At 76.5% G+C, this 6,003-nt stretch carries 6 protein-coding genes and 1 pseudogene; all 7 read left to right on the top strand.

The annotated features are described in order from the left end of the window. A pseudogene (locus ACFPZJ_RS20375) lies at window positions 1–228 on the top strand (transferase); the annotation flags it as partial. Continuing rightward, entirely contained in the window at window positions 225–824 is a 600-nt protein-coding gene (locus ACFPZJ_RS20370) for a D-glycero-alpha-D-manno-heptose-1,7-bisphosphate 7-phosphatase (RefSeq protein WP_381023403.1), read from the top strand. The pseudogene ACFPZJ_RS20375 and the gene ACFPZJ_RS20370, both read left to right, overlap by 4 nt. Beyond that, a complete protein-coding gene (locus ACFPZJ_RS20365) occupies window positions 821–1,822 on the top strand; it encodes a glycosyltransferase family 9 protein (protein WP_381023401.1) in 1,002 nt (333 codons plus the stop codon). The genes ACFPZJ_RS20370 and ACFPZJ_RS20365 overlap by 4 nt, the downstream gene beginning before the upstream one ends. Next, entirely contained in the window at window positions 1,819–2,769 is a 951-nt protein-coding gene (locus ACFPZJ_RS20360; protein WP_381023398.1) for a glycosyltransferase, read from the top strand. Before ACFPZJ_RS20365 ends, ACFPZJ_RS20360 begins: the two co-directional genes overlap by 4 nt. Further along, window positions 2,766–3,983 (top strand): glycosyltransferase, encoded by a 1,218-nt coding sequence (locus ACFPZJ_RS20355; RefSeq protein WP_381023395.1) that lies wholly within the window; start codon window positions 2,766–2,768, stop codon window positions 3,981–3,983. The genes ACFPZJ_RS20360 and ACFPZJ_RS20355 overlap by 4 nt, the downstream gene beginning before the upstream one ends. Next, the gene (locus ACFPZJ_RS20350) at window positions 3,983–4,582 is read left to right on the top strand and encodes a D-sedoheptulose-7-phosphate isomerase (RefSeq protein ID WP_381023392.1); all 600 of its coding nucleotides are present in this window, start codon (window positions 3,983–3,985) and stop codon (window positions 4,580–4,582) included. Before ACFPZJ_RS20355 ends, ACFPZJ_RS20350 begins: the two co-directional genes overlap by 1 nt. Window position 4,583: 1 nt before the next feature. Beyond that, entirely contained in the window at window positions 4,584–5,948 is a 1,365-nt protein-coding gene (gene rfaE2 / locus ACFPZJ_RS20345; protein ID WP_381023389.1) for a D-glycero-beta-D-manno-heptose 1-phosphate adenylyltransferase, read from the top strand. Window positions 5,949–6,003: the final 55 nt, after the last annotated feature.

The following is a 6,003-nucleotide window of genomic DNA, read 5'->3' as shown; positions in this document are numbered from 1 at the left end:
CTCACCGCCGCCGGGCGCCGCCGGGCGGCGGCGGCCTGCGCGCTCGCCTGGGCCGCCGGGACCGGCGAGTTCGCCTGGACCCGGATCGCGCCGGGCCCGCGCACCCGCTACGAGGTGACCACCATGCTCGCGACCAGCGTGCTCATCCCGCCCGCCGCGACATGGCACCGGCTGGCCGGGGCCTGGCGCCACCGCCATGCCCCCGCCTGGCAGGAGGTGGTCCGATGAGCGAGGTCAAGGCCGTGTTCTTCGACCGTGACGGCACCCTCGTGCACGACGTCCCCTACAACGCCGACCCCGACCTCGTACGCCCCGTCGAAGGCGCCCGCGAGGCGCTCGGCATGCTGCGCGAGCGCGGCGTCCGCACGGGTGTCGTCACCAACCAGTCCGGTGTGGCGCGTGGCCTGCTCACCGACGCCGACGTGCGCCGCGTCAACCGCCGCGTCGACGAACTCCTCGGCCCCTTCGACGTGTTCGCCGTCTGCCCGCACGGCCCGGACGACGGCTGCCACTGCCGCAAGCCGCGGCCCGGCATGATCCTGTGGGCGGCCGGACGGATCTGCACCGACCCCGCCGACGTCGTCGTGATCGGCGACATCGGTGCCGACGTCGAGGCCGCCCGCCGGGCCGGCGCGCATGGCATCCTCGTCCCCAACGACGCGACCCGCCCCGAGGAGACCGCGCACGCCGACCACGTCGCTCCGGACCTGCTGACCGCCGTCCGCGCCGTGCTGAACGGGCCGCCGCGGGGCCACGTCCTGGCCGACGAGACGCCCATCCGACAGGCGTACACCACCGGCCCCGTACGGGGGAGGCGCGCGTGAAGGCACTCGTCACCCGCCTCGACAACTTCGGCGACGTCCTGCTCGCCGGACCCGCGATCCGCGCCGTCGCCGCCCGGGCCGACACCGTCACCCTGCTGTGCGGGCCGCGCGGCGCCCCCGCCGCCCGCCTGCTGCCCGGCGTCGACGAGGTCCTGGTCTGGGACGCCCCGTGGGCCGGATTCCAGCCGCCACCGGCCGACCGCAAGGAGATCGAGCACCTCGTCGACACCCTCGGCGCCCTGGAGATCGACACCGCGCTCGTCCTGACCTCCTTCCACCAGTCTCCGCTGCCCACCGCCCTGCTGCTGCGGCTGGCCGGCGTGCGGTTCATCGCCGCCGACAGCGAGGACTACCCCGGTTCGCTGCTGGACGTCCGGCACCACCGCGCCCCCCACGCCCACGAGGCGGAGGCAGCGCTCCACCTCGCCGAAGCGGCCGGGTTCCCGCCCGACGACGACGCCCGGCTGCGGATCCTGCCGCCGCCCGACACCGGCGCGCTGACCGGTGGCGGCCCGTACGTCGTCCTGCACCCCGGCGCCAGCGTGCCGGCCCGCGCCTGGAGCCCCGAGCGCTGCGCGGCGGCCGTGCGCGAACTCGCCGCCGCCGGGCACCGGGTGGCCGTCACGGGCGGCGCAGGCGAGCGCGTGCTGACCTCGTACGTCGCCGGGGAACACGGCCTCGACCTCGGCGGCCGCGCCGGCGCCCCGGAGCTTGCGGGAGTCCTCGCGGGCGCCGCCGCCGTCGTCACCGGCAACACCGGCCCCGCGCACCTGGCCGCCGCCGTCGGCACCCCCGTGGTGTCGCTGTTCGCGCCGGTCGTCCCGGCCGAGCGCTGGCGGCCGTACGGCGTCCCGTACGTGCTGCTCGGCGACCAGACCGCGCCCTGCGCGGGCAGCCGGGCCCGCACCTGTCCCGTCCCCGGCCATCCGTGCCTGGACACCGTCACCGCGCACGACGTCGTCGCCGCTGTCGAGAAGCTCATCGGGGGTGAGCCGTGAGGATCCTGCTCTGGCACGTGCACGGGTCGTGGACCACGGCCTTCGTGCAGGGCCCGCACACCTACCTCGTCCCCGTCACCCCGGACCGCGGCCCCGACGGGCTCGGCCGGGCCCGTACGTTCGACTGGCCCGACTCGGTCGTCGAGGTGCCGCCGGAGCGGCTGCGCGACGAGGACATCGACGTCGTCGTGCTGCAACGACCGCACGAACTCGCCCTCGTCGACCAGTGGCTGGGCCGCCGTCCGCCGCTGGTGTACCTGGAGCACAACGCCCCGCTCGGTGACGTGCCCGACACCCGCCACCCGGCCCGGGACATCCCCGGCGCCACCCTCGTGCACGTCACGCACTTCAACCGCCTGATGTGGGACGCCGGTCCGACGCCGACGACCGTCATCGAGCACGGCATCGTCGACCCCGGACCGGTGTGGACCGGCGAACTGCCGCACGCGGCCGTCGTCGTCAACGAGCCGGTGCGGCGCGGCCGTACCACCGGCACCGACCTGCTGCCGGCCTTCGCCGACGCCGCGCCCCTCGACGTCTTCGGCATGCGCACCGACGGCCTCGCAGCCCACCTCGGCCTGCCACCCGACCGCTGCCGTACGCAGGACCTCGCGCAGCGCGAGCTGCACGCCGCGATGGCGCGTCGGCGCGTCTACGTCCACCCGGTCCGCTGGACCTCGCTCGGCCTGTCCCTGCTGGAGGCGATGCACCTCGGCATGCCCGTCGTCGCGCTCGCCACCACCGAGGTCACCGAGGCCGTGCCGCCCGGCGCCGGAGTGGTCTCCAACCGGATCGACGTACTGGCCGATGCCGTACGGGACTTCGTCGCCGACCCGCTGCACGCCCGCACGATCGGCGAAGGGGCGCGTGCGGCAGCGCTCGCCCGCTACGGGCTGTCCCGCTTCCTGGACGACTGGGAGCGGCTGCTGAAGGAGGTGGCCCGATGAGGATCGCCATGGTGTCCGAGCACGCGAGCCCGCTCGCCGCGCTCGGCGGCGTCGACGCCGGCGGACAGAACGTGTACGTGGCCCGCCTCACCGAGGAGTTGGCCAAACGCGGGCACGACGTCACGGTCTACACCCGCCGCGACTCCGCCGATCTGCCCGACCGCGTGCCGCTGCCCGGCGGTGCCGTCGTCGAGCACGTCCCGGCCGGACCGTCCGAACCCGTGCCCAAGGACGGGCTGTTCCCCTACATGCCCGGCTTCGGCGCCTACCTGGCACGGGCCTGGAGCCGCCGGCGGCCCGACGTCGTGCACGCCCACTTCTGGATGTCCGGCATGGCCTCCCAGATCGGCGCGGCCCCGCACGGCGTCCCCGTCGTGCAGACGTTCCACGCCCTGGGCACCGTCAAGCGGCGCCACCAGGGCCGACGGGACACCAGCCCGTTCGAACGCATCGGCATCGAGCGGCAGATCGGCCGCACCTGCGAACGCGTCCTGGCCACCTGCAGCGACGAGGTGCACGAGCTGGCCGAGATGGGCGTGCCCGCGCGCCAGGTGTCGGTGGTGCCGTGCGGGGTGGACGCCGAGCACTTCCACCCCGGGGCGCAGGGCCCGTCCGTGCCGCCCCGCAGGCAGCGGCACCGGCTGCTGGCCTGCGGCCGGCTGGTCCCCCGCAAGGGCTACGACCAGGCCGTCCGGGCGCTCGCCGGAATCCCCGACGCCGAACTGCTCATCGCCGGCGGCCCGCCCGCCGGCGAGATCGAGCACGACCCGGAGGCCCAGCGGCTGTGGCGGCTCGTCCGGCGCACCGGCGTCACCGACCGGGTCCGGCTGCTCGGCGCGGTCGACCCGAACGACATGCCCGCGCTGATGAGCAGCTCCGACCTCGTGCTGTGCACCCCCGTGTACGAACCGTTCGGCATCGTGCCGCTGGAGGCGATGGCGTGCGGTGTGCCGGTCGTCGCCACCGACGTCGGCGGCCACCGCGACAGCGTCGCCGACGGCATCACGGGCCGGCTCCTCCCGCCGCAGGACCCCGAGGCCGTCGTCGCCGCCGTCCGCGAACTGCTCGACGACGACCGGCTGCGCCACGACTACGGCACCGCGGGCCGTGAACGCGTCCTCGCCCACTACACCTGGCGGCGCGTCGCCGACGGCGCGCAGCAGGTCTACCGCCAGGTACTCGCCGGTCACGAACGGCCGAAGGAGGTGGCCTGATGACCGTCCACCCGCCCGTCACCGGGCACTGCGACGAACTCCAGGACGCGCTCGCCGCGTTCCGCGCCTCGGCGCACATCACCGAACGCTGGGGCCGGCATCTGGCTGCCGTGCTCGGCGGCGGGGGCCGGCTGCTGGCCGCGGGCAACGGCGGCAGCGCCGCCCAGGCCCAGCACCTGACCGCCGAGATCGTCGGCCGCTACCGCGACGACCGGCCGCCGTTCTCCGCGATCGCCCTGCACGCCGACACCTCCTCGACCACCGCCATCGCCAACGACTACGGCGTGGACGAGGTGTTCGCCCGCCAGGTCCGCGCCCACGGCCGCCGCGGCGACGTGCTGATGCTGCTGTCCACGTCCGGCGCCAGCGCCAACCTGCTGTCCGCCGCCGACGCGGCCCGCGCGGCCGGTGTGCGCGTGTGGGCGCTGACCGGGCCCGCCCCCAACCCGCTGATGGCGGGCAGCGACGAGTCGCTGTGCGTGGAGGCCCCGACGGCGGCCACCGTGCAGGAACTGCACCTCGTCGCGGTCCACATGGTCTGCGCGGCGTTCGACGCCGCGCTGGAGAGCGGGGCCGGGCGCATCGACGGCAGGAGGTGACATGAGGGGCAAGGCACCCCTGGTCGTGGTCGGCGACGCCCTGCTGGACCGCGACCTGACCGGCCGCGCCGAGCGGCTCGCGCCCGACGCGCCCGTGCCGGTCGTCGACGACCTAGGGGAACGGACCCGGCCCGGTGGCGCCGCGCTCGCCGCGTACCTCGCCGCGCGCGACGGCCGCGACGTCACCCTGGTCGCCGGGGTCGGCGACGACCCGGCCAGCCGGGAGCTGCGGCGGCTGCTGGAACCCTGGCTGCGGCTGGTCCCGCTGCCGCTGACCGGAGCGCTGTCCGAGAAGACCCGTGTACTGGCGCAGGACCGGCCCGTGGTGCGTTTGGACCGGGGCGCCGGGCGGGCCCGCGAGGCCACCGAGGCCGCCCGCGAGGCCCTCCGCGCCGCGCCGGCCGTGCTGGTCTCCGACTACGGACGCGGCACCGTGGACGCCCTGCGCGACGTCCTGGCCGAACGCCCGCCCCTGGTGTGGGACCCGCACCCGCGGGGCGGCCCGCCGGTCCCCGGCACCCGCCTGGTCACCCCGGCGCAGAAGGAGGCCCTGGCCTTCGCCCCGCAGGACGGCGCCCGGAGGCGCGACCTGTACACCGCCGCCCACAGCGCCGCAGCGCTCGTACGGCAGTGGCGGGCCGCCGCGGTCGCGGTGACCCTCGGGTCACGCGGCGCCCTGCTGTCGTACGGCGAACACCCGCTGCTCGTGCCCGCCCCCGCCACCCACCCCGGCGACAGCTGCGGGGCCGGGGACCGGTTCGCGGCGACGGCGGCCGGGCTGCTCGCCGACGGCGCGCTGGTGGGCGAGGCCGTCGAGGGCGCCGTCGCCGCCGCGACCGGTTTCGTCGGCGCGGGCGGCGCGGGCGCCGTGCCCCGCGCGGACGCCGCCCCGGAGCCGCTGCCGGACGGGGACGACCCGTTCGACGTGGCCGCGCGGGTCCGCGCCGCCGGCGGCACCGTGGTCGCGGCGGGCGGCTGCTTCGACCTCCTGCACGCCGGACACGTCGGCCTCCTCCAGGCGGCCCGGCGACTCGGCGACTGCCTGGTGGTCTGCGTCAACTCCGACGCCTCGGTACGGCGCCGCAAGGGCCCGGGCCGCCCGGTCAACCCGCTCGCCGACCGCGTCCGCGTCCTGCGCGCGCTGGCCAGCGTCGACGCCGTGGCCGTCTTCGACGAGGACACCCCCGAGCGCCTACTGGCCGACCTGCGCCCCGACGTCTGGGTCAAGGGCGGCGACTACGCGGCCGCCGACCTGCCCGAGGCCGCCCTGCTGCAGGAGTGGAACGGCCAGGCGGTCCTGCTGCCGTACCTCGACGGCCGCTCGTCGACGGCACTGATGGAGCGGGCCGCGGAGGGGATGCGATGAGGAACCCCGCCAGGTCCGAAGGGCGGCCCGGGGCGGAGGCGGGGGAGCTGTGGTG

The sequence above is a fragment of the Streptomyces bullii genome (assembly GCF_042657145.1).
GTDB classification, from domain to species: Bacteria; Actinomycetota; Actinomycetes; order Streptomycetales; family Streptomycetaceae; genus Streptomyces; species Streptomyces bullii.
The sequence above is the reverse complement of the archived record's forward strand: the minus strand, read 5'-3'. Positions and strand labels throughout refer to the sequence as shown.